This is a genomic window from Polaribacter glomeratus, from assembly GCF_002954665.1.
Taxonomy (GTDB): Bacteria; Bacteroidota; Bacteroidia; order Flavobacteriales; family Flavobacteriaceae; genus Polaribacter; species Polaribacter glomeratus.
The window spans coordinates 1,333,699-1,357,452 of the sequence record NZ_MSCM01000002.1 but is presented as its reverse complement, the minus strand read 5'-3'; the positions used below and the strand labels follow the sequence as shown (position 1 = coordinate 1,357,452).

The 23,754-nt window shown below is 31.1% G+C and carries 19 protein-coding genes; 10 read left to right on the top strand and 9 right to left on the bottom strand.

What is annotated here, in order from left to right:
* Positions 1 to 68: 68 nt before the first annotated feature.
* Positions 69 to 2,918 (top strand): M16 family metallopeptidase, encoded by a 2,850-nt coding sequence (locus BTO16_RS15995; RefSeq protein WP_105022649.1) that lies wholly within the window; start codon positions 69 to 71, stop codon positions 2,916 to 2,918.
* 72 nt (positions 2,919 to 2,990) lie between these two features.
* Here BTO16_RS15995 and BTO16_RS15990 read toward each other — a convergent pair whose 3' ends face one another.
* The 9 genes from BTO16_RS15990 to fabD all read right to left on the bottom strand — a co-directional run bounded on the left by BTO16_RS15990 (position 2,991) and on the right by fabD (position 12,601).
* Complete coding sequence (locus tag BTO16_RS15990) at positions 2,991 to 3,425, bottom strand: hypothetical protein (RefSeq protein WP_105022648.1); 435 nt, start codon at positions 3,423 to 3,425, stop codon at positions 2,991 to 2,993.
* 262 nt (positions 3,426 to 3,687) lie between these two features.
* Positions 3,688 to 4,431: a LytR/AlgR family response regulator transcription factor gene (locus tag BTO16_RS15985; protein WP_105022647.1), complete on the bottom strand. Its 744-nt coding sequence runs from the start codon at positions 4,429 to 4,431 to the stop codon at positions 3,688 to 3,690.
* A complete protein-coding gene (locus tag BTO16_RS15980) occupies positions 4,428 to 5,387 on the bottom strand; it encodes a sensor histidine kinase (RefSeq protein ID WP_105022646.1) in 960 nt (319 codons plus the stop codon). The genes BTO16_RS15985 and BTO16_RS15980 overlap by 4 nt, the downstream gene beginning before the upstream one ends.
* Positions 5,388 to 5,443: 56 nt before the next feature.
* Positions 5,444 to 6,664, bottom strand: coding sequence for a ligand-binding sensor domain-containing protein (locus BTO16_RS15975; protein ID WP_105022645.1), 1,221 nt, complete (start codon positions 6,662 to 6,664; stop codon positions 5,444 to 5,446).
* A gap of 15 nt (positions 6,665 to 6,679) precedes the next feature.
* Entirely contained in the window at positions 6,680 to 7,372 is a 693-nt protein-coding gene (locus BTO16_RS15970; protein ID WP_105022644.1) for a two-component regulator propeller domain-containing protein, read from the bottom strand.
* Between the two features lie 340 nt (positions 7,373 to 7,712).
* Positions 7,713 to 8,195, bottom strand: coding sequence for a hypothetical protein (locus BTO16_RS15965; RefSeq protein ID WP_146105421.1), 483 nt, complete (start codon positions 8,193 to 8,195; stop codon positions 7,713 to 7,715).
* Complete coding sequence (locus tag BTO16_RS15960; protein WP_105022642.1) at positions 8,192 to 10,696, bottom strand: T9SS type A sorting domain-containing protein; 2,505 nt, start codon at positions 10,694 to 10,696, stop codon at positions 8,192 to 8,194. The genes BTO16_RS15965 and BTO16_RS15960 overlap by 4 nt, the downstream gene beginning before the upstream one ends.
* Positions 10,697 to 10,866: 170 nt before the next feature.
* Complete coding sequence (locus tag BTO16_RS15955) at positions 10,867 to 11,541, bottom strand: hypothetical protein (protein ID WP_105022641.1); 675 nt, start codon at positions 11,539 to 11,541, stop codon at positions 10,867 to 10,869.
* A 172-nt stretch (positions 11,542 to 11,713) separates the two neighbouring features.
* The gene (gene fabD, locus BTO16_RS15950) at positions 11,714 to 12,601 is read right to left on the bottom strand and encodes an ACP S-malonyltransferase (protein WP_105022640.1); all 888 of its coding nucleotides are present in this window, start codon (positions 12,599 to 12,601) and stop codon (positions 11,714 to 11,716) included.
* Between the two features lie 250 nt (positions 12,602 to 12,851).
* Between fabD and BTO16_RS15945 the strand changes: the two genes are divergently transcribed.
* From BTO16_RS15945 to BTO16_RS15905, 9 genes are all read left to right on the top strand, one after another.
* Positions 12,852 to 13,538 carry a queuosine precursor transporter gene (locus BTO16_RS15945; RefSeq protein ID WP_105022639.1) on the top strand — a complete coding sequence of 229 codons (687 nt, stop codon included), beginning with the start codon at positions 12,852 to 12,854 and terminating at the stop codon, positions 13,536 to 13,538.
* Between the two features lie 53 nt (positions 13,539 to 13,591).
* A complete protein-coding gene (locus BTO16_RS15940; protein WP_105022638.1) occupies positions 13,592 to 14,299 on the top strand; it encodes a DUF547 domain-containing protein in 708 nt (235 codons plus the stop codon).
* Positions 14,300 to 14,334: 35 nt separating this feature from the next.
* On the top strand, positions 14,335 to 14,670 hold the full coding sequence (locus BTO16_RS15935) for an arsenosugar biosynthesis-associated peroxidase-like protein (RefSeq protein ID WP_105022637.1): 336 nt from the start codon (positions 14,335 to 14,337) through the stop codon (positions 14,668 to 14,670).
* 404 nt (positions 14,671 to 15,074) lie between these two features.
* Positions 15,075 to 16,130: an arsenosugar biosynthesis radical SAM (seleno)protein ArsS gene (gene arsS, locus BTO16_RS15930; RefSeq protein WP_105022636.1), complete on the top strand. Its 1,056-nt coding sequence runs from the start codon at positions 15,075 to 15,077 to the stop codon at positions 16,128 to 16,130.
* 41 nt (positions 16,131 to 16,171) lie between these two features.
* Entirely contained in the window at positions 16,172 to 16,843 is a 672-nt protein-coding gene (locus tag BTO16_RS15925) for a DUF2064 domain-containing protein (RefSeq protein ID WP_105022635.1), read from the top strand.
* Between the two features lie 91 nt (positions 16,844 to 16,934).
* A complete protein-coding gene (locus BTO16_RS15920) occupies positions 16,935 to 20,129 on the top strand; it encodes a SusC/RagA family TonB-linked outer membrane protein (protein WP_105022634.1) in 3,195 nt (1,064 codons plus the stop codon).
* Between the two features lie 36 nt (positions 20,130 to 20,165).
* Positions 20,166 to 21,605, top strand: coding sequence for a SusD/RagB family nutrient-binding outer membrane lipoprotein (locus BTO16_RS15915; protein ID WP_105022633.1), 1,440 nt, complete (start codon positions 20,166 to 20,168; stop codon positions 21,603 to 21,605).
* Between the two features lies 1 nt (position 21,606).
* Positions 21,607 to 22,941 carry a sodium:solute symporter family transporter gene (locus tag BTO16_RS15910; protein WP_105022632.1) on the top strand — a complete coding sequence of 445 codons (1,335 nt, stop codon included), beginning with the start codon at positions 21,607 to 21,609 and terminating at the stop codon, positions 22,939 to 22,941.
* Positions 22,926 to 23,753, top strand: coding sequence for a metallophosphoesterase family protein (locus BTO16_RS15905; RefSeq protein WP_105022631.1), 828 nt, complete (start codon positions 22,926 to 22,928; stop codon positions 23,751 to 23,753). Before BTO16_RS15910 ends, BTO16_RS15905 begins: the two co-directional genes overlap by 16 nt.
* Position 23,754 lies beyond the last annotated feature (1 nt).

Below are 23,754 nucleotides of genomic sequence, written 5' to 3'. Positions count from 1 at the left end.
AATTTAACAAAATAGAACGCAATTCTCCTTTTCATTTTAGTAACTTTCATTGTCAAAATTCAACTCAAATGAAAAAAATAGTATTTACTTTTTTACTTGCAGCTACTTTTATTGGTTGCAAAAATTCATCCGAAGAAAAAACGCAAGGAGAAACTCAAGAATTAAGCATCAACTACAAGAAAATAAAACTAGACAATGGTTTAGAGGTTGTTTTTCATGTGGACAAATCCGATCCTGTGGTTGCTGTAGAATTAATGGTTCATGTTGGTTCTGCTAGAGAAATTGAAGGCAGAACTGGTTTTGCACATTTATTTGAACACTTATTATTCTTAGAATCAGAAAATTTAGGAAAAGGAGGTTTAGATAAAATGAGCGCAAGAATTGGTGGTTCTGGTGCAAATGGCTCTACTTCTAGAGACCGAACAAACTACCTACAAACGGTGCCAAAAGATGGTTTAGAAAAAATGATTTGGGCAGAAGCCGATAAGTTAGGTTGGTTTATAAACACGGTTACAGACGAAGTTTTAGCCAAAGAAAAGCAAGTTGTTAAAAACGAAAAAAGACAAAGTTATGACAACAGACCTTATGGACATAACCAATATGTGATTGATAAAAACCTATATCCAAAAGAGCATCCTTATAATTGGCAGGTAATTGGTTCTTTAGAAGATTTGCAAAATGCCACTTTAGAAGATGTAAAAACATTTTTTAAAAAATGGTATGTTCCAAATAATTCTACTTTAGTTTTATCTGGTGATATTGATATTGCCCAAGCTACAAAATGGGTGCACAAATATTTTGATGAAATTCCTAGAGGAACAGAAGAAATTCCTGCGCTTGTAAAAAGAGCCGGAAAAGTAGACGAAACCAAGTCTTTCTATTATGAAGATAATTTTGCCAGAGTGCCGCAATTAACAATGGCTTGGCCAACGGTAGCCTCTTATCATCCAGATTCTTATCCGTTAGAGGTTTTAACTGAATATTTATCTAGCGGTAAATCTGCTCCATTAAATGAAGTTTTAGTAGATGATTTAAAACTAACTTCTTACACAGCAATGTATAATTACAGTTCTGAATTGGCAGGACAAACACAACTTTTAGTAAGAGCTTTTGATGGCATACAATTAGACGCAATAAAAGCCGGAATTGAAAAAGCGTTTGCAAAATTTGAAGCAGAAGGAATCTCAGAAAAAGATTTAAACCGAATAAAAGCGGGTCAAGAAACTAATTTTTACAGCAGTTTATCGAGCGTTTTAGGTAAAGGAACTGGTTTGGCTTCTTACAATACGTATACAGGAAATCCTGGTTTTGTAACCGAAGATTTAAAAAACACCATCGCTGTAACCAAAGAAGATGTACTACGTGTCTATAACAAATACATCAAAAATAAAAATTATATAGCCACTAGTTTTGTGCCTAAAAACTCGGCTGATTTAGCTTTAAAAGGTGCTGTTTTAGCGGATGTTGTAGAAGAAGTAATTGTAACCGGAGCTGAGGAAAAATTTGATCCAAAAATTGCAGCAACCTACGAAAAAACTCCTTCAACTTTTGATAGAAGTATCGAACCTCCTTATGGAGAAACACCTTCTTTAGCGGTTCCTAAAGTATATGAAAGTAGTTTAGAGAATGGTTTAAAGATATTCGGAATTGAAAGCAACGAAGTGCCACTTGTACGTTTTAATATTACTATTGATGGTGGTCAGTTACTAGAATCTTTTGATAAATTAGGCGTTGCCAATTTAACTGCAGGTCTTTTAAATAAAGGAACAAAAACTAAAACGGTTAAAGAATTACAAGAAGCGATTCAAGAATTAGGCGCTTCTATCAATATTTATGCTGATACAGAAAACATTACTTTAAGCGGAACCACTTTAGCTAAAAACTACACTAAAACATTAACTTTAGCGCAAGAAATGCTTTTAGAACCAAGATTTGATGAAACAGAATTCAGCCTTTTAAAAAATGCAACAATTGCAAATTTACGTCAACAAGAAGGAAATCCAAATGCTGTAGCACAAAATGCGTATAATGAGTTGATTTACGGAAAAGATAATATCCGTTCTAAAAATACTTTAGGAACTTTAACATCCGTAGAAAAAATAACGATTGAAGATCTTAAAGCATTTTACAAAAATTATATTTCTCCTTCTGTTGCCAAAATGTTGGTTGTTGGAGACATATCAAAAGAAAAAGTAGTTGCCTCTTTAGAAAGCATCAACAAAAACTGGGTGGCTAAAGAAGTTAAAATCCCTGTGTATAAAACGCCCGATGCTCCAACAAAACCTGTCGTTTATTTTTATGACATCCCGAATGCAAAACAATCTGTTTTACAATTTGGTGCGCCTGCTTTGGCTGCAACGGATAAAGATTATTATGCGGCTTCTGTGATGAATTATATTTTAGGTGGTGGTAGTTTTGCTTCTAGGCTAACGCAAGAATTACGCGAAGGAAAAGGATATACCTACGGCATTCGTTCTGGTTTTTCTGGCACAAAAGCAAAAGGAGATTTTAATATTTCTAGTGGCGTAAGAAGCAATGTAACCTTAGAATCTGCACAAGCTGTAAAGAAAATTTTAGAAGACTATCCAAACACTTTTTCTGATAAAGATTTAGAAACTACCAAAAGCTTCTTAATTAAAAGCAACGCGAGAGCTTTTGAAACTGATTACGCAAAATTAAGAATGTTATCTAATATAAGTGACTATGGTTTAAAAGCGGATTATGTAAAAGACCAAGAAAACACCGTGAATACGATGACCAAAGAGCGAATTAAAGAATTAGCTAACAAATATGTGAATCCTAATAAAATGATTTGGTTGGTTGTTGGTGATGCAGAAACGCAACTAGAACGAATGGAAGAGTTAGGCTATGGAGAGCCTGTTTTATTGAATGAGAGACAGAAAAAAATAAAGAAATAAGAAGAATTATTTAGGTAAAAAAAAGGCTTTCAGAACATTTTGGAAGCCTTTTTTTTTATAATTTAAGAACCCTTACAAACACTGTTTGTAATCAGAACTTTTTTTATATAAAGTTGTTTGTAATTCTCCATCTCTGTAAAATTCCACAATATTAGTATCGCAAGAAACTTTTAGTTCATAGGTATAAACGTTGCCAAAGTTAAAATCTATTGTTAAAAAACCTCCTGTAATCGTATATTCTTCAGTTCCAGGAATTGGTTCTGCAGGAAATACACCAGCTACTCCGTAATGAGTAAAACGTTTTCCGTTTTTAAAAGTATGCATAACATTTGTTTCAAAACCGCTTAATAACCATTCACTGCTTTCAAGAAGTTGTGTTTTATTTTGAATAGTAAGTTCTGCTGTTAATTGTTGGCCTAAATCTTCAGTTGAATCGTTACAACTTGCAAACCCTATTGCAATAATTAGAAAGATAAAAGCTGATAATTTGTTGATGATACTTTTCATGATAATTGATTTTTTGTATTTCTGTTTTTGTTTCCACAAATAAACTACAATTCAACTGCTTACAAAGACAAAACCTTATTGAACGGGAAAATTCGACTCTAAAAAGGAAAAAAAGCCTTCATTGAAACGAATTAAAACATGTATTTTGTTCAATCTACATTAATTATAGAAAGGTCTCAATTTCAAATTGAAACTTTTTTAGTTTTATAAATAAAGATGCTTTATCCATCAATTTGAAGAAATAACAAGCAAAAAAAAGAGTTTAATTCTTTATGTTATCAATAAAATCGCTTCTTCTATTTCTAGAAATTGGAAGTTTGTGATTGTTTGTTAAAACAACATACCCTTCATTTAAATACTTTTCTATGTGATTTAAATTAATTAAATACGATTTGTGTATTAAATAAAAATCTTGATTGCTCAATAATTTAACAAAATGACCAATACTATAAGAACTTAAAATAGTTTTTAAATTTAAAAAATGAATTTTTGTATATCCTTCTGTTCCTTCACAAAAAATAATATTACTTATTTCTACAAACTCTAAACCATCGTGTGTAGGAACTACAATTTTCTTTTTCTGAAAAGTTTGTACTCCCAAATTTTGAATTAATAATTTGTTTTTTGATAAAGCAGATTTGTCTTCAATATTTTGAGCTGCTTTAATTACAGTGGCTATTAAACTTTGATTATCAACAGGTTTTAATAAATACCCAATAGCACAATAATTAATTGCATCTATGGCATACTCATCAAAAGCAGTAACAAAAATAACTTCAAATTGTGGGTTCGAAAATTTTGTAAGCATATCAAAACCACTCATTTGCGGCATAGCAATATCTAAAAAAACTAGCTGAGGCTTTTTTCTTTCTATCAAAGCAATCGCTTCATTTGGATCTTGCGTTTCGCCAATAATTACAATATTTGAACAAAATCTTTCAATCTTATTTTTAAGAATTGCAAGTGCTTTTGGCTCATCGTCTACTAAAACAGCTGTTATAGTCATAAATACTTTTGTTTAAAAGAAATGTTTACTTCTGTACCTTCTCCTCTATTTGTTTCTGATAAATCTTCTATAGAATACGTTACTTCCCAATTTTTACTTTTTTGCAATAAAGACAAACGTTCTTGCAATACAATAGTTGAGGACGATTGATAATTTTTAACTGAATTCTTATAAAATTCTTTTGCTTTTTTAATTCCAATTCCGTCATCTTTAATAGTAACCATATACGTATTACTGTCTATTAATTTAAAATCTACAGTAACCAAGCCGTTTCCTTTTTTATGAAACAACCCATGATTTACTGCATTTTCTACTATTGGCTGTAATAACATAGAAGGAATTTGCAGCTCTTCTTTATCTATTTTTTCATCAACATTTATACAATAAGAGAGCTTGTCTTCGAAACGTAATTTTTCTATCTGCAAATAATTTTCTAGCAGCGTAACCTCTTCTTCAATAGTTAAGGTTTGTTTGCGAGAATATTCAAAAAATAAACGCACTAATTTCGAGAATTTTACCAAATAATCTTCAGACAATTCTACTTCATTTCTTTGGATAAAATATTGAATTGCATTTAATGAATTATGCACAAAATGTGGATTCATTTGGCTGCGTAATGATTGCAATTCTAAACCAGCCATTTTTCTATCTAATTCTGCTTTTGCTGCTATTTTTTTCTGAATTCTATTTTTAATCAACAACATAAAAAGACCTAAAAATGAAAAAATTAAAACACTAAAAATACTTTTTGAAAATGTAGTCTGCCACCAAGTAGGAATAACGTTTAAATATATTTTTTTTATATTCTTATTAAAATGTTGATCGGTTGCTTTTACTTCGAGTGTGTAAAATTCTGGTGATAAATTAGAGAAATTTAATGTTTTTGTTTTTGTGCTTGTCCAGTTTTTTTGTGACGGTAGTAATCGATATTGATATGTTATATACTCTTGATTCACAAAATCTTGTAAAGCAAAGGTTATAGAGATATTATCTCGTTCTTCGCTTTTATAATTTAAAGTATCTTTTTTGATTTAAAAGAAAGTCGAGGCTGCTGTTTATAAATAGAATTATTGATATTTATTTTTGCTAAACCGGCATCCGAAGCAGCAAACAAAGTATCATTTTCTATATAAATATCATTTGTATTATTTTGTACTAAACCATCTGTATCATAAAAAGAATTTGTTAGTTTAGAGTTTTGTAAATCAGCATTATTCAGTGTAATTTGATGCACTCCTTTTTGTGTTGCAATCCATAAATTATTTTCTTTTTTTAAAATTTTTTGAATGCTAAATCCATCAGTATTTTTTAAATGGATTACTTCTTTTTCATCATATAAATACACACCTCTTCCATCTGTACCTATTATTAAAAAATTGTTAATAGAAGTTATACTACAAATAGATACATGAAGTAAATCGTTTTTTATTTTGGGCTTTATTAAGGTTTCGTTTTCGAGTTTGTTTAAACCATCACTGCCTGCAACATACAATTCGTCTTTAAAAACCTTCGCTAATAATAATCCTGATTTATTAGTAATTACTTTGGCACCTTTTAACTGATTTTCACTTTTTAATAATCTTGAAGTTGTTACTATATAATTTGCACCTTTATAAGAAGTGATATCTTTAAAACTACTAATAAAATAATTAGCGCTATTATCATTTAAATAATTAGTGTTTTTTATTTTAAATTCCTCAAAATTTGATTTTTTTATTGAATAAGAAAAATCGTTTACAATGAAAAAATTTTTATTTGCAAGCGAATCTTTCTTAATTTGATAAATTGCATTATCTTTTTTTGTAAACTTATGAATAAGCATAAATTCATTTGTAAGTTTATCAAACTTATAAAATCCTTTTTCATTAATACCTAAATAAAGACGACCATCAATACTATTTATTTTTTGAATTTTATTGTTTTTCTGGTAATATTTAGTTTGTAATTGGGGGTTAGGCAATAAGGATACTCCATTCATAAAATCAATAAGCCAAATATTTCCTCTACTATCTTTGTAACTAGCCCTGCTTAAATGGTCTAAAAAAGAGTAGGCTTTTTTTAGCTTTAAGTTATAATCAAAAACCATTAAGTGACCTGGAATACTAACCTGAAACTCGTTTTTTAAACTTTTTGTTCTAACATACATAGCATTTTCTACACCTACCATTTCTTTAAATGATTTATAAGTAGCTTTATAGTTGTTACAGTCTATAAATAAGATTCCTTTTTCCATTTCAAAAAAAGCAATTTAATGATACATTAACCCTCTTTTCTGCTGATTGTTTGCATTAAATGACACTGGTAAATTTATTGGAATTTCTCTTATAAATTTTAGAGAATTATTATAGATTAATACTTTTGTTTTATTGATTAAAAAATACTCTTTAGTTTCTGGATTTAATAATAATGGCATTGAATTAACAATATTAAAACCATTTTTTTGTTGAATTTTATTTAATTTATTTACAATTGAAGGGAAAAGATCCTTGTTAAATTCTGCAGCTATAATATTGGTTTCATTAATGGTTCTTAAACCTATAGAAGAATCAAAAAACCATAAACTATCTTTTGTTTTATAGGTGAAAAGTGGTGATAGTATTTCTTTTTGTTTTGTACTAAATTTATAAATACTATCGTTTTTTATATAACCTTGGTAACTACTTTTGGAGTAATACCAAAGTCTGCCTTTTAAATCGGTTTCTAGCCTCCAAGTATCATTATTAGGTAAACCGTCTTTTATAGTAAAAATTTTAAAAGCTTCGCCATCGTATTTTACCAAACCTCTATTGGTAGCAAACCACATAAAACCATTTTCATCTTCTTCAATATCATAAATATGATTTGATGGCAACCCTTGTTTTACCCTATATTGCAAAGGTTCTTGTGCATAACAATTGACACAAAAGATAAAAACAAGAAATTTGATTATTTTTCTCACCATTCTTAAAGATACGTTTTAATTAAAAAACCACAGAAAATTTCTGTGGCTTTTAGCAATGTTCTCTTTTTCATTAAATAATTCTTTTCAAAAATAGCATTTGAATTTGGTCCTTGAAACTAGTAATCTATAAAGTGTTGTTTTAACTCGATGATTGGTTGTTTTTACTTTACTATATGAAAATTATACGCTTATATCATCATCTAAATTATATGTATGTGTGTTATTAACATTTAGAAATAGAATCTTCAGATTTATTTCGACAATTACAGGCTGTGAGAATACTCATTATTACTATTAAAATATTTTTTTTGCGTTTTTAAATTATTTATAAAACCATAGCTTATTGATCTCTTGTTACATCAATTATAATAAATAGTGTATGCTGTACGTTTAAATTATCATAATATGTACCGCTAATTGTAGCTTCTATTTGCTCTCCTTCCAAACCAAAAGCTGTAACTGAATAAACTAAGTTATTACCAGCATTACCATCATCAACATCTAAACCAAAAACACTAATAAAATTACTTTCAGGTGCTTGAATTGCACCAGAACTTGGAACGACTGGTGTAACTCCTAAAACAGGAAAAAGGTTAGTTATCATAAATGTATTAGAACTATTATCTTCTGCCGTTAATCTAAAATAGTTTGGAGAACCTGTACTTGCTGGTAATAATATTAATTTGGCCTCAATGTTATTATTAAAATCAACAATAGTATTATCTATTTTCATTTCTATTCTCTCTGTCAATACAATTGTATTATTTTGACATGAATACATTGTTACGAGTGCAACAAGTACTATTATTTTTAGTACCCTCATTGTTTAATTATTTTTTTAGTTAACATACCTCTGTCTGTAAAGATTTTTAAAACATAAACTCCTTTAGAAAATCTTGTAAAATCTAATGTATTTTGGGTTACTTCTTTTATTAATTTACCTGTTAATGAATATACTTTAACTTTTTGTAATTGTAAATTACTACTTAGTTCTAAGGTTAAAAAATCTCCTACAGGATTTGGGAACAAAAACACATTTGCTTCTAAATCTAGATCATCAACAGCTAAAACTGTAGATCTACAAATTTCTTCATTGGCAACAAAGGTGTTTTTGTCATCTTTTGTCCAAGTTAATAAATAACCTGCATCTACGTCATCTACCAAAATACAGCTTAGGTTTGGCGTATTTGAGGAATCGAATGCTGTAATAGTTGCATTGTTTCCATTTTGGATGCTTACCGTTATTAAATTTGGATTATTAAATAATTTAACTACTTTTAGATTAACAAGACTGTTTAAATCAATTACCTCAAAATTATTATTGCTTAAAATTAAAGTTTCTAATGCCATTGCTGATGTTTTTGCAATGGTTTTTGTAACTCCTGATGTTTTTGCAATTACGCTAAATGTTGAGTTTGTTAACGGACTTAAATCTGTAATTCCGTTTCCAGAAACATCTAAGGTTATAATACCTGTAAATGCCTGTAAACCTTCTACGCCTGTAATACCTGAACCGCTTAAATCTAAAGTTCCTGCATAAGCTGCCGCTTCAGCCAATGATATACTTCCATTATTATCTGCATCTAAACCAGAAACTGCTAATAATGCTGTTGTGGTTGTTGGGTTTGTTTGTACAGTCCATACTGTGAAACAATCTGCATTAAAAACGTGTTGAATATCTTTAACCCAACCAAATATACCATTTGCTAGTGTTGAAGCGTCTGCGTAAATACACGTTAATGCCGAATTTCCTGTTGAGTCAAATGTTGCAAATCCTGTATTATTTCCATTAGCAATATTTAACGTTGATAACTGATTATAACTACAGTAGAATATATTTAAAAGAGCATTTGAACTTACATCTAAATCTGTAATTTGATTACTTTGAAGATAAAGACTTGTCAATGCAGTATTTGAACTTACATTTAAAGTGGTTAATAAATTTGATGAACTTGATAAAGTTTCTAATGCAACATTACTACTAACATCAATTGATGAAATTAGGTTATTATCAATGATCAATCCAATTAATGATGTATTTAAAGTTACATCTAAATTTGATATTTGATTGTAACCACAAGTTAAAAACTGTAATAGGGTATTAGAACTTACATCTAAAGTGGTAATTTGATTGCTATCGCAAATAAGTTTTTCTAATTGACTGTTTAAACTTACATCTAAAGTGGTTAATAAATTTCCACTTACACTTAATATTTCTAAAGCAGTAAAATCTTCTATTCCTGTCATATCAGCAATTGATAAATTAGCAACTTGCAAGTTTGTAACTGTATTTATGCTGTTTGTAAAAACATAGTTATCATTTGCAATACCATTTCCCATACTAATAGGAGATCCTAGGGCAACGACAGTTCCTAATGCATCATGCGTTTCTAAATAAGCTTCTAAATTATCATCTGGCACATAGGTTAATGGACAACTTGCACTAAACATTTGTTGACTGTCTTTAAACCAACCTGATAAACCAATTGGCGGTGTTGAAGCATCCGCAGTTATACAAGTTAAATTTGAATTTCCTATGGAATAAAACACTTCGATTGCTACATTATTACCATTTGCAATATTTAAAGTTGTAAGCTGATTAAAACTACAGTACAAAACTGATAACAAATTATTTACACTTACATCTAAAGCGGTTATTGCGTTCCTTTGAATCCCTAAAGATGTTAATAAAGGATTTAAACTTACATCTAAAGCGGTTAACATATTGTTGTCACAAGATAATTGAGTTAATTCTGTATTTAACGAAACATCTAACGCACTTAATTGATTATTACCGCAAAACAAGGTAGCTAATAATGGATTGGAATTTACATCTAAAACACTAATTTGATTAAAAGAACAATACAAAAATTCTAGGTTTAGATTTGAACCAACATTTAAAGTTGTTATATTATTTGATTCACAATATAGAGCTCTTAAAAGTGTATTTAAACTTAAATCAATTGTAGTTATATTATTGTTTGAATAATTTAAATCTAACAATGCTAAATTACTACTTACGTTTAAAACGGAAACGTTATTATTATTTAATGACAAAAACTGTAATGCAGTAAAATCTTGAATTCCTGTCATGTTAGTAATTAGTCCTGCTACGTTTGGCAAATTTGCATTATTTAAAGGATCTGAAATATTTAAAGAAATAACACCACTTATATTTGCCGTTAATACCTGTCCATCAATAATATCATCGTACCCTAAATCTATTAAAGCTTGTTCAAAGTTTGCGTCTGGTATTATTGTTTGAGCATTAATTGTGAAGCTGCAGAAAGCTAATACGGTTAATAAAAATAATTTTGTTTTCATAATTCATTTTTTTTGAGTTCATAATACCAAAAATGATCACATTTCTACTCTATTAAAAGAGTGATTTTATGAATGGTAGACTTCATTCGATTATCTGCAATCAGAGTTCTATAAAAGAGAAAAGACCTTTAACAAATTGTAAAGGCCTTATTTATTCGCTTAAATTTTTATTACGGATACTTTGTTGCAGTAAAAGTTTTTGCAGGATTTGCTCCCCAAGTAAAGGTGCCACTCATTGTTGTATTATTTACAGAAGTTCCTGTATAAATATAGCTTGTTGCTGCTGAATCTCCTGTCATGTTATACGTAACAACAGCGCCTTCTACAGACCAAGTACCTAATGTTGTATATACTCCAGGATAATCTGGCTCATCCCATTTTGTAGTTGCATTTGCAAAAAAATCTACATCACCAGGATAATTTGAATTAGAGACGTTATAATTCAATAAAAATGCCCATTTAGTGTCGTCTAACTTCCAAGAATTAAACATTTCTTGGTTTCCATAAGTCGTTCCAACTGCATTTATAGCGTATGCTCGTACATAGTACGTTCCACCGTTCTGACCAAGACCAATAATGTTGCTTGCAAAAACATTTGTACTAGCAGCAATTACATTATCTAAAATAGTTGGATTCTGACTTGTGCTCCAACAAATACCTCTACTGGTAATTATTTCACCTCCATCATCAGTAACATCTCCGCCACTAGTTGCGGTTGTATAGGTAATTTCTGTTGTAATATTTGTCATAACAACAGGTGCTGTGTTAGCGGTTGTACTTTCTGAGCAACTATTTAAAATAACTACAAAAAATAACAATAATCCAATTTTAATATAATTTTTCATAAATTCTGATTCTACTATTTACCAAACAAAATTAATTGAGAATATAGGTATTGTAAACGTACACTTGATAAACTGTCGTTATGAATCCATAAAGTGCTCATCTTATTTGATAAACAGAAAAAGACCATCTTTTAAAGGATGGTCTTTTTCTAAATTATAGTCATTTATATCTTTACTCAGCCATAACTGCTCCACTTGCAGTAACACTTCTATCAATTTTACGCATTAAACCTTGTAACACTTTACCGGGTCCAACTTCTATAAATTCAGTTGCTCCTCCCGCAATCATTGCTTGTATCGATTGCGTCCATTTTACAGGCGCCGTTAATTGTAGCATTAAGTTTTTCTTTATTTCATCAGGATTTGTAACAGCACTCGCAGTTACATTTTGATACACTGCACACGTAGGTTTGCTAAATGTAGTTGCTTCAATTGCAGCAGCTAACTCTTCTCTTGCTGGCTCCATCATTGGCGAGTGAAACGCCCCGCCTACAGGCAATATTACTGCCATTTTTGCGCCTTTTTCTTTTAATATTTCACAGGCTTTTTCTACCGCTTCAATTTCTCCAGAAATCACTAATTGACCCGGACAATTGTAATTTGCAGCAACAACAACTCCATCAATTGCAGTACAAACCTCTTCAACCAAGTTATCTTCTAAACCAATAATTGCAGCCATTGTGGATGGTGCAATTTCACAAGCTTTTTGCATTGCCAAAGCACGTTTAGAAACTAATTTTAATCCGTCTTCAAAAGATAAAACACCGTTTGCAACTAAAGCAGAAAGTTCTCCTAAAGAATGACCCGCAACCATTTCTGGTTGAAAAGAATCACCTAAAACTTTGGCTAAAATTACAGAATGTAAAAAAATTGCTGGCTGTGTAACCTTCGTTTCTTTTAACTGTTCTGCGGTTCCTTCAAACATAATATCTGTAATATGAAACCCTAAAATTGTGTTTGCTTTTTCAAAATATTCTTGCGCTAATGAAGACTTTTCGTATAAATCCAATCCCATTCCTGTAAATTGCGCTCCTTGCCCCGGAAAAATATATGCTTTCATTTTTTATTGTTTAATTGTTGATTTTTATAACTGTATAATCGAACGCTAAAATAATGATTTTTATTTGAAGCTAATCCCGCTTGTAGTTTATATTGAGCGAAGTCTAAATGCACTCGCTTTTTTGTAAATACAAAAAGAGCTCAAACAAGAGCCTTTCTTGAGCGCTGTCGAAAGGCTTCAATCAGGGCTAGAACTATCTAATAATTTATTAAAACTTTAAAACAAAAAGAATATTTAGTAAATTCGCTTAATGACAAAAAAAGACAAACAAGTAGCAGATAGTATCTTTTTAATTTTAGCTGCTTTATTTATCTCTTCATTGGTTGCCTCTAACTTAATTTTTCAAAAATTCTTTTATTGGGAACCTTTTGGTTGGTATCGTTTTGAAATCTCTGTAGGCATTTTACCTTACCCAATTACCTTTTTAATTACTGATATTTTATCAGAAATTTATGGAAAAAAGAAAGCAAATCAAGTAGTTATTGCCGGAATATTCGCTTCCTTTTTCTCGATGATTATTATTTTAATGGCAGATTTTGTACCGGCAATTGATAATTCGCCTATAGATAATAGCACTTTTCATCAAGTTTTTGGTTTGTCTCCTTTAGCTGTTTTTGCATCGATGATGGCATATTTATTTGCACAGTTTATAGATATCAGAATTTTTCACTTCTGGAAAAATCTTACCAATGGGAAACATTTATGGCTTCGTAATAATTTCTCAACCTTTGCATCGCAATTTATAGATACGATTACCGTAATTTTTCTGCTATGTACTTTTAAAATTTTACCTTGGCATCTTTTTTCAACCTTATTAATAGGTGGTTTTCTTTTTAAAGTACTTGTTGCAGTTCTAGACACACCTCTTTTATATGGAGCCGTTTATCTTTTTAGAAAAAGATTCAACTTAAAAATAAATGAAGAAATTTTAGACTAAATTTTGTAATCAATCAAAAAAAGTTTCGTCTATAAAATTAGAAATCCAAACAAATGAAAAAACTCCTTATCTTTTTTGTTGTTTTTAGCCTTCATCAAACAAAAGCACAAACATCAATTTTTAATGATTTACTACAAAAGCATGTTTCTAAAAACGGAATTGTAGATTACAAGTCATTCAAAAAAGACGAAAATAAGTTAGATACTTTCTTATTCTATTTAGAAAAAACTTCGCTTGAAAAAAATTGGTCTACAAATAAACAAAAAGCCTTTTGGATAAATGCTTACAACGCATATACAATTAAAATTATCTTAGAAAATTACCCACTAAAATCCATCATGGATATTAAACAAAATGGAAATTCGGCTTGGAAAATTCCGTTTGCAAAAGTTGGTGGTAAAACCTATACGCTAGATTATATAGAACACGAAATTTTACGTAAAACGTTGTTCGACCCAAGAATTCATGTGGGTGTAAATTGCGCTTCTGGTTCTTGTCCTAAGTTATCAAATACAGCATTTACTGAAAAAAATATAGAATCAGAATTATCTCGATTAATGAAAGACTTTATTAACGATGCATCAAGAAATAAAATTTCGAAAGATAAAATTGAAATTTCATCACTTTTTGATTGGTTTAAAGACGATTTTACCAAAAATGGTTCAATTATCGATTATATAAATTCATACACTAAAATTCAAATAAGTTCGGATGCAAAAATTAGTTATCTAATATATAACTGGACTTTGAACAGCAAATAAATTAGTATATTTCGCTTTTAAAAAGAAAAAAACACATGTCAAAATCATATTACGATGCTGCCGATTTAAGAAAATTCGGAAAAATAACAGAATGGAGTGAAGAACTTGGAAACAAGTTTTTTGATTATTACGGAAAAGTTTTTGAAGAAGGCGCTTTAACAGCTCGCGAAAAATCTTTAATTGCCCTGGCCGTTGCGCATACAGAACAATGTCCTTATTGTATCGATGCGTATACAAAAGATGGTTTGCAACGCGGAATTACCAAAGAACAAATGATGGAAGCAATTCATGTTGGTGCAGCAATTAAAAGTGGCGCAACTTTGGTTCATGGCGTTCAAATGATGAATAAGGTAGACAAGTTAGAAATGTAAGCAGTGAACCAATTCTGTTTTTTACAGAATTGTGAGAATCGCTTATCCTGAGAAACGAAGGATCTCATCAGCAATAACTAAATGAATCGCTTATCCCGTTTTCCGCGGGATCTATACCTTAAACTTTTGAACTAGCCTTTCGGCAAAATTTTAGAAATCGCTTAACTTGAGTTTAAAAAAGAATCTTTCAATTAGAAATTCATATACTTTTTAAGTTATCAAAAAATCACTGCAACAAGCTTAGTGTGACACTAGTTCGTTTAAATTGAATTTTGTTAATTATAAAACCAAACCACAACCAATTACGTAAGTATTAATAAACATAAAACATAAAGTTTACGGAATCAGTTGGCAGAAAAACCTGCTCAAACTGAATACTGAAACTGCCTACTTAAAACTAAAATATGGCAACTAAATCATTAAAAGCAAGAAATAACGACATTGCAAATACGTCTCGTCAAATGGAAATTCTTTCTGAAGGAATTTTCGCAAACGGAGAGCTACCCACTTTTGCTGCTAAAATTAAAGAAACCAATCAGTTTCCTTTACGTCCTAAGAAATTAGAAATTTTACAGATCAATTTAGGATATATGTGCAATCAAGTTTGTTCGCATTGTCACGTAGATGCTGGCCCAGACAGAAAAGAAATCATGACCTTAGAAACCATGAATCAATGTTTGGAAGTCATCAAAAAAACAGAAGCTCATACCTTAGATTTAACAGGTGGTGCACCAGAAATGAATCCTAATTTTAGATGGTTTGTAGAAGAAGCATCCAAAGCCGGAATTAAAGATTTTATTGTGCGTTCTAACCTAACCATTATTAGAGCTAATAAAAAATACCACGATTTACCTGAATTTTTCAAAAAACACAAAGTACATGTGGTTTCGTCTATGCCCCATTGGACACGTGGAAAAACAGATAAACAACGTGGTGATGGTGTTTTTGATAAATCGATCAAAGCTTTGCAAATGCTAAATGAAATTGGTTACGGATTAGAAGGTTCTGATTTAAAACTAGATTTAGTGTATAATCCTTCGGGCGCATTTTTACCTGGAGATCAAATGGCGTTAGAAAATGATTTTAAAAAGGCGTTAAAAAATGATTTTGAAATCGATTTTCATAGCTTATTTGCAATTACAAATTTACCAATTAGTCGTTTTTTAGATTATTTAATCGCATCAGAAAACTATGAAGATTATATGATTTCATTGGTGGATGCATACAATCCTGCAGCAGTAGCAAATGTAATGTGTACCAATACAATTTCTGTAAGTTGGGATGGCTGGTTGTATGACTGCGATTTTAATCAAATGTTAAATTTAAAAGTTGCCAGTAAAGTAAAACACATTGCCGATTATAATGAAGAATTGTTGCAAGACAGAAATATTATTATCAATCAACATTGTTATGGTTGTACTGCGGGCTCAGGAAGCAGCTGTCAAGGAGTTGTAGCTTAAAAAAACATTGTAAGGGTTTTAAAACCTTTGTCAAAATAAAAATGAAAAATAAAACTGCCGTATTAATATTTGCAAATTCTGCTGAAAAAGAAGCCGAAAGAAAATCATTTCTTTCAGCCGAAGTTTTTTCGGCATTAAATGAGCAGATAATTAAAACGGTAAAAAAATCAGGAATTGAATATTTTCATATTTCGGATAAACAACAAATTGGAAACTCATTTGGCGAACGTTTTTTAAATGCAATTGAAACTATTTTTGATAAAAATTTTAACAATGTAATTACAATTGGTAATGACACTCCACATTTAAAAACACACCATTTAGTTGATACATTAAAACAATTAGAAAAAAAAGATTTTGTTTTAGGTCCTTCTAAAGATGGTGGCTTTTATTTAATGGGAATTAAAAAAGAACATTTTAATAGAGAAACCTTTTTAAAATCTCCTTGGCAAACCAATCATTTACACAACTATTTTTCTTCGATAGCATCCGCTCAAAATTTACAGCTTCATTTTTTAGAGCCGCTGCATGATATTGATTCTAAAGAAGATATAAAATTAATAATTCAAAGTTTTAATACAATAACGAACTCCATATTAAAACTATTACAAAAATTATTTTATGCGATTAAAAAACCTTTTTTTGAAGCGCAATCTATTTTATTAAAAACTTCATTTGCTCAAAATCTAAATAAAGGTTCTCCTGTTATTTAGTCTATTTACTTTATAAAAACACTTTTTATGCCACAAGGAGAGTACTTCTTGTGAAACAAATCAATTTTATTTTACACACAAATCATTTTAAATGAAACACATTTCTATGTGGATTTTGTTGCTTTTTACGGGCATCAGTTTTTCACAAATAAAAATATCAGGTACTATTACCGATAAAAATACTGGCGATAAAATTCCTTCTGTAAGTATTTCTACATCCACAAAAAATGGCACTACTTCTGATTTAAACGGAACTTATAGTATTGAGGTTTCCGATAAAAACCAATTTTTAACTTTTACCTATTTAGGATATAAAACTCAAAAAGTATCCACAGACAATAAAACAACTATCGATATTCAATTAGTAGCAGAAGAAACTAGTTTAAATGAAATTGTAGTTACTGCTTTGGGAATTAACAGAAAAACCAAAGAGCTGGGTTATGTGGTTCAAGAATTAAAATCCGAAGAACTTACCGAAGTAAAAACACCTAATTTTTTGGATAATTTATCAGGAAAATTAGCAGGTGTAACCATTTCACAAGGCGCAACTGGCGTTGGTTCTTCTTCTAAAATAACCATTCGTGGCGAAGCCTCTTTCTCTAATAACAATCCGCTTTTTATAGTAGATGGAACACCAATAAACAACAATACTGTTTTTAATTTTACCAATGAAGCAGCGGCTGGTTTTCAAGAAATAGATTTTGGTAACGGCGCAATGGAAGTAAACCCAGACGACATAGAGTCTGTAACGGTTTTAAAAGGACCAAGTGCTGCTGCTTTGTATGGCACACGTGCTTCTAACGGAGTTATTGTGATAAAAACCAAAGACGGACGAAAAAAGAAAGGTTTGGGAATTAGCATCAACTCATCGCTTTCTTTTGAAAGTGCTTTTCGTTTGCCCGATTTTCAAAACGAATATGGACAAGGAAATTCTGGTCAATTTGAATATGTAGATGGTTTAGGTGGCGGAAAAAATGATAATATTACCTATTCTTGGGGACCAAGATTAGACGCAGGAAACTTGATTGCGCAATTTGATTCTCCGGTAACTTTACCAGACGGAACCACTGTTCGTGGTGGAGATACCTCTTTATATAATGGAGCTACAATTACACCTACATTGTTTAAATCGAACCCTAATAATCTAAAAGATTTTTATCAAACAGGTGTTACCAGCATTAACAATATTTCGATCACAGATAGTTTTGACCGCGGTTCTTACCGATTGTCTGTTACAGATTTAGACAGCGAATCGATCATTCCTGGTGTAAATTTAGACAGAAAAACAGCCGCTTTTAAGATGAATTTTAATCCGACGGAAAAGACAAAAATAACCTCTTCTATTAATTATGTAAATTCTAGCAGCGATAATAGACCCGCAAATGGTTATGGAAGTGAAAACGCAAATTATTCTTTAGTTGCCTGGGGACCAAGATCTTTAGATATTAATAGTTTAAGAGATTATTGGCAACCGGGTTTAGAAGGCGTGCAACAATATTCTTTTAACTATACTTTTTTTGACAATCCTTTCTTTATTTTACATGAAAACACCAACTCATTTAATAGAGATCGTGTTTTTGGGAATATTGCAATCAATCATAAATTTACAGATAACTTGAGCGTTTCTTTGCGTTCTGGAATGGATTATTCATCAGAAAAAAGAAAATTTAAACGTAATTTTAGTTCTAACCGTTTTAAAAACGGAGCCTATGCAGAACATGATGTTTTTTACAGAGAAGTAAACACCGATTTCTTAGTGAACTACTCAAATAATTTTGGCGATTTTTCTTTTGATGCATCAGTAGGCGGAAATAGATTAGACCAAAATGCGTCTACAAAACAATTACAAACGACCAATTTAGCACAACCTGGCATTTTTAGTTTAAACAACGCTGCTTCGCCAATTGAAGCTTTTCAGTTTGATTCTAAAAAGAGAATTAATTCTTTATACGGAATTGCAAAATTAGGCTACAAAAACTATTTATATTTAGATATTACAGGAAGAAATGATTGGTCTAGCGCATTGGCTACGCCGTTTTCTATAGACGGAACGTCTTTCTTTTATCCGTCGGTTTCTTCGAGTTTTATTCTATCAAACTATACAAAATTACCAGAAAGCATTTCGTTTGCAAAATTAAGAGCAAGTGTTGCGCAGGTTGGTAATGACACAAATCCGTATCAAACATCTGGTGCTTTTGTATCTCAAACAACGTTTAACGGACAAGCAACTTTTAGCAATCAAGACTTTATTCCGAATGCAAGTTTAAAACCAGAACTTACCACTTCGTATGAATTTGGTGCAGATATACGTTTCTTTAAAGACCGTTTAAACATCGATTTTACCTATTATAATGCAACGACTAAAGATCAAATTATTTCATTACCAATTGCAATTTCGTCTGGCTATAACCAACAAGTTATTAATGGCGGAAAAGTAAATACAACGGGTGTTGAAATTATTTTAAGCGGAAACCCAATAAAAACGACTGATTTTAAATGGAATACTACTTTTAATTTTGCCACGAACAAATCTGTCATTAAAGATTTACCGCAAGATGAAGGACGTTTAACCTTGGCATACAGCAGAATTTACAATAGCGCAAACCAAACGGTTTGGTTTCAAGTTGAAGAAGGCGGACGAATTGGAGATTTATACGGAACAGGATATCAAAAAAATGAAGACGGACAATTTCTTTTAGATGACAATGGCCGTTTTATCGCCAATAATAATTTGATTAAAATTGGGAATTACAATCCTGATTTTACCTTAGGATGGAACAACAGTTTCTCTTACAAAGACTGGACTGCAAGTTTCTTGTTCGATTGGAGACAAGGCGGAGAAATTGTTTCTAGAACCCGTGCTTTAGGAAACGTTGGTGGGCAATTAGCCGAAACTGCAAATAGACCAACAGATGGTATTATTGCGCAAGGAGTAAATATAAATACAGGGCAACCAAATACCGTTGCTGTTTCTGCAGAAAGTTATTACAGACAATTTTATGATAGAAATCATGAAGAAAATAATGTATATGATGCTTCTTATTTAAAATTACGTCAGTTTTCAATTGGCTACACCTTAAATCTTAACGAAGGCTTTTTAGGTTTGGCGGATACTTCTACAATGAGTTTTTCTTTTATCGGAAATAACTTATTTGTGATTACAGAAAATCCGCATTTTGATCCAGAACAATTAGCGGTTCAAGGAAACGGTTTTGTAAGCGGTGTAGAAGACATGAGTTATGCTTCAAGTAGAAGTTTAGGGTTTAAAGTAGGGTTTAATTTCTAGTTCTCACGAAAGTGGGAATATCAATAAAAATAAAAAATGAAAAAAATTATATATACAATCGCAATTTTTGCATTTACTTTTGCAAGCTGCACCAAGGATTTTGAAGAAATTAACACAAATCCGAATGCACCCGTTTCTGTGCAACCTAGCTTATTATTAAGACAAGTTATTTATGACTTTGGCGAAAACATGAGTTTTGAGGGTTTTGTTGCTGGCGATTTATTAGCACAACATAGAACAGCTTTAGATTTTAATTTATTTGATCGCCACGATTTAAAAAGTCCGCAATTAGGAGGTAATCCTTGGCCAATTTTTTACACCAATTTGCGTGACAATGAAATTATTTTAAAACAAGCCAAAGAAACTCCTGCTTTTAAAGTTTATGAAGGTCCTGCTTATATTTTAAAAGCATATATGGCTGCTGGTTTAACAGATTTATTTGGTGATGTTCCTTATTTTGAAGCTTTCAACGGTATTGAAGGAACCGTAACGCCTGCGTATGATTTACAGCAGGATATTTATCAAAATGAAAACGGAGTTTTAGACAACTTAGACAAAGGAATTGCAGCAATAAATGCGTACGCTGGTTCGATACCTTTAGAAGGAGATATTTTATACAACGGAAATTTAGATGCTTGGGTAAAATTTGCAAACTCTTTAAAGATTAAATATTTAATCAGAATTTCTGGTAAAGTGAATGTTTCGGCACAATTGCAAGCAATATTTACAAGCGGAAATTACATCAAAAATAATGCTGAAAATGCCATTTTTGATTTTACAAATTCAGAACCAAATAGTTTTAGACTCGCACAATTAAGAGTTGGAGATTTTAATAATTTTGTACTTTCTAAAACGATGGAAGAAGTTCTAACGGATTTAAATGATATTAGAATTAGTACTTTTTTTAGACCCTTTTCAAATTCAACTTCTAATCAATTTAATGGTTTGATAAACGGTATAAATTCATCTACAACGTCAATTGCTTTATCAGAATATTCATTGTCTGGCGCCATTTTTAGAGAAGACACCTCTACCCTAGACGCTAATTTTATAACGGCATGGGAAACTAATTTTTTACTTGCAGAAGCTGCTGAAAAAGGTTTTATAACTACCAATGCAGAAACGCTATACAGTACCGCAGTTGCCCAAGCTTTTGAATATTGGAACACAAATTTACCGGTTACTTATTTAGCAACAAAAGCAAATTATAATGCTATAGGAACATCGCATTTACAACAGATTATTACTCAAAAATGGATTGCCTCTGTACTTAATGGCTATGAAGGTTGGATAGAATTTAGAAGAACAGGTTTTCCTGCTTTAAAAAATGTTTCAGCAAGTTTAAATAACGGGAAAATTCCTGTAAGAATGCCGTATCCAGCGGAGGCTGCATCTTTAAATTCAGAAAATTATAAAATAGCAGAAACAGCAACAAACGGAAATAGTCTGGATGTAAAAGTTTGGTGGAACAAATAATATGGATGTAATTAATTGGCAATGGGCGTTGATAATAGTATCGAGTTTAATCTTGTTCTTTTTATCTCCGTTTGCAAAAACAACAGATCAGTTTTTTAAAGCGGTTCACAAAAAAAAGGCGCCAAATACTTTAGTGCTAACTGGGAGTTTAATTATTTCTTGGATTTTTGCAAAAAGTATTACAAACGCAGCAAACCTTGGCCTTAGTTTTGGGTTAGTTGGTGGCGTTGCGTATGCCGGTTATTACTTTTCTTTTGCCGTTGCCGGAATTATTATTTATCAACTAAGAACCAAAGGAGGTTTTAAAAGCATTCACGAATTTCTAATTTCTAAATTCGGAAAAAAAGCGATGGCAATTTTTTCTATTTTGATCGCTTTTCGTCTTTTTAATGAAGTATGGAGTAACACCATGGTTATTGGTAGTTATTTTGGAAACCAAGGCAGTGCCTCTTACTATTGGGCAATAATTTTGTTTACGGTTTTAACTTTGGCTTATGCCATAAAAGGCGGTTTAAGTAGTTCTATATTTACAGATGTAATTCAAATGGTCTTATTTTCTGTTTTATTGCTCATCATTTTAGGAACTATTTTTTCTACGGATGATTTTTCATCAGAACAAATAATAACATCAGGAACTTGGAGTTTCGAATTGGGTTTAAATCTCTTTTTTGCCGCAATAATTCAATCATTTAGTTACCCTTTTCACGATCCTGTTTTAACAGACAGAGGTTTTATTTCATCGCCTAAAGTAACAAAAAAAAGTTTTTTATGGGCAAGTGTTTTGGGTGCAATTTGTATTGTATTATTTAGTTTAATTGGTGTGTACGCGCAAACAAAAGGAATGTCTGGCCAAGCAGCCGTAGAGGTTGGTAAAGCATTTGGCGTTGTTATTTTATTAGTTATTAATTTTATAATGATTACCTCGGCAGCGTCTACTTTAGACTCTACCTTCTCCTCTTTTTCTAAATTATTAGCAATCGATTTAAATGTAGGTTCCTCTATTTCCTTTGGAAGAATTACCATGGTTATTGTTGCCGTTTTAGGAACAATTCCCGTATTTTTAAATGCTGAAATATTATCTGCAACTACCATTTCTGGAACAATGGTGATTGGTTTAACGCCCATTTTTATTTTTTGGCAAGTAAAAGTGCCAAAAATTAGTTTTTATTTGAGTGTTTTCTGCGGATTGATATTCGGTTTTTTTCTAATTTTTGATGTTTTTCCAGAAGCATTAATTTTTACAAAAGGAAAGTATGCCTCTTTATTATGGGTAAATATTTGGGGAATTAGTAGTTGTATCATTTTATATTTTATTCCGAAATGGATCAAAAAATAGCACATTTAGGCAAAATAACTGGCAAAACACTTCTTTTTGGTGGTGTTTACAGTAATTTACAAGCAGTAGAAGCTTTAAAGCAAATTGCAGAAAAAGAACATATTGCACCAGAAAACTGTATTTGTACAGGCGATATTGTTGGCTATTGCGCACAACCAGAAGAAACGGTGCAGTTGTTTAAATTGTGGGGCGCAAAAAGTATTGTTGGTAATGTAGAAATTCAGTTAAGAGAAAATGCAGATGATTGTGGCTGCGATTTTAGAGAAGGTTCTAGATGCGACGGTTTTTCGCTGCTTTGGTATCCTTTTGCACAAAGTAAATTATCAGAAAGTTCTTTAGATTTTCTAAAAACATTGCCAAATAATATCAATTTTAAATATGCTGATAAAGAAGTAAGTGTTGTTCATGGTTCGTATTTTAATGTATCAGAATTTATATTTAAATCGACCGATTGGGCAATTAAAAAACCAAATTTTGAAGCTACAAATTCTGATGTAATCATCGCTGGTCATTGCGGTTTGCCTTTTCATCATCAAGAAGAAAATAAACTTTGGTTAAACCCTGGCGTTATCGGAATGCCTGCAAATGACGGAAGTCCGGATGTTTGGTATGCAATTCTTGAAGACTCGAATGATTTGTTTAACTTTACACATCACACATTAAAGTACAATTACAAATTAACAAGCAAGTTGATGCAAAACGGATTGTTACCAGAAGAATACTCGCGAACCATTGTTACCGGAATTTGGGATAATACAGAAATTTTACCACCATTTGAAAGTGGCTTACAAGGATTCGGAATTCAACTTTAAT